Origin of the sequence: Actinotalea ferrariae CF5-4 (genome assembly GCF_000603945.1) — a bacterium.
In the GTDB taxonomy this organism is placed as follows: Bacteria; Actinomycetota; Actinomycetes; order Actinomycetales; family Cellulomonadaceae; genus Actinotalea; species Actinotalea ferrariae.
This window is the reverse complement of the sequence record NZ_AXCW01000504.1, coordinates 1-1,008: the sequence shown is the minus strand read 5'-3', so window position 1 is coordinate 1,008 and position 1,008 is coordinate 1. Positions and strand designations below refer to the sequence as shown.

At 68.8% G+C, this 1,008-nt stretch carries 2 protein-coding genes; both read left to right on the top strand.

The genetic code is table 11. The annotated features are described in order from the left end of the window. The first annotated feature begins 52 nt into the window (after nt 1-52). A complete protein-coding gene (locus tag N866_RS21180; RefSeq protein WP_034229847.1) occupies nt 53-376 on the top strand; it encodes an IS3 family transposase in 324 nt (107 codons plus the stop codon). Beyond that, nucleotides 376-1,008, top strand: a 633-nt coding sequence (locus N866_RS21175; RefSeq protein ID WP_162177350.1) for an IS3 family transposase, incomplete at its 3' end; no start/stop codon positions are given. The genes N866_RS21180 and N866_RS21175, both read left to right, overlap by 1 nt.

Here is a 1,008-nt window from a genome sequence, read left to right as displayed (position 1 = left end):
CTGAGTCACCCCGGCGTGTCCGGAGACTGGATTCCTTGGAAGGATCTGTCTCATGGGACGTCCCAGCAAGTACCCGGCTGAGCTTCGTCAGCGGGCTGTGCGGATGGTTGCCGAGGTGCGACCGGACTACCCGAGCGAGTACGCCGCGATTACGGCCGTGGCGCAGATGCTCGGGGTGGGTTCGCCGGAGACCGTGCGCGGGTGGGTTCGCCGCGGCCAGGTCGACGCCGGCGATCGACCTGGCATCACGAGCGAGGCGCAGGCCGAGATCAAGCGTCTGACCAGGGAAAACGCCGAGCTTCGGCGAGCCAACGAGATCTTGAAGGCCGCCTCGGCTTTCTTCGCGGCCGAGCTCGACCGGCCACGCACGAGGTAGTGGAGTTCATCGAGGCGCACAAGGACCGCGCCAACGGTGGTCTGCGATGGGGCGTCGAGCCGATCTGCGCAGTGCTCAGCGAGCACGGCGTGAAGATCGCCCCGTCGACGTACTACGACGCCCGCAGGCGTGGACCGTCGGCGCAGGCGACCTCCGACGAGCGATGGAAGTCGATCATCACCGACACCTGGCAGGCCCAGCGCCGGCTGCTCGGGGCACGCAAGCTCTGGCTGCGGTTGCGCCGTGACGGGCACGACATCGCCCGGTGCACCGTCGAACGGCTGATGCGCGAGCTCGGGCTCGTCGGTGTCCGGCGCGGAGCCCGCAAGCGCCCCGCAGATACCGACGTCCGTCAGACCAGGCCGGCTGACCTGGTCGACCGGCACTTCGCCCGGCTACGCACCGACCAGCTGTGGGTGGCTGACTTCACCTACGTGTGGACGTGGTCCGGGTGGGTCTACGTCGCGTTCGTCTTCGACGCTCACTCCCGGCGGATCCTGGGCTGGCGCGCGGCGACCTCGATGACCACGCCCCTGGTGCTGGACTGCCTCGAGATGGCGCTGTGGACCCGCCGCCGCGAAGGGGCCGAGGACTTCACCGGTTTGACGCATCACACCGATGCCGGGTCGGTC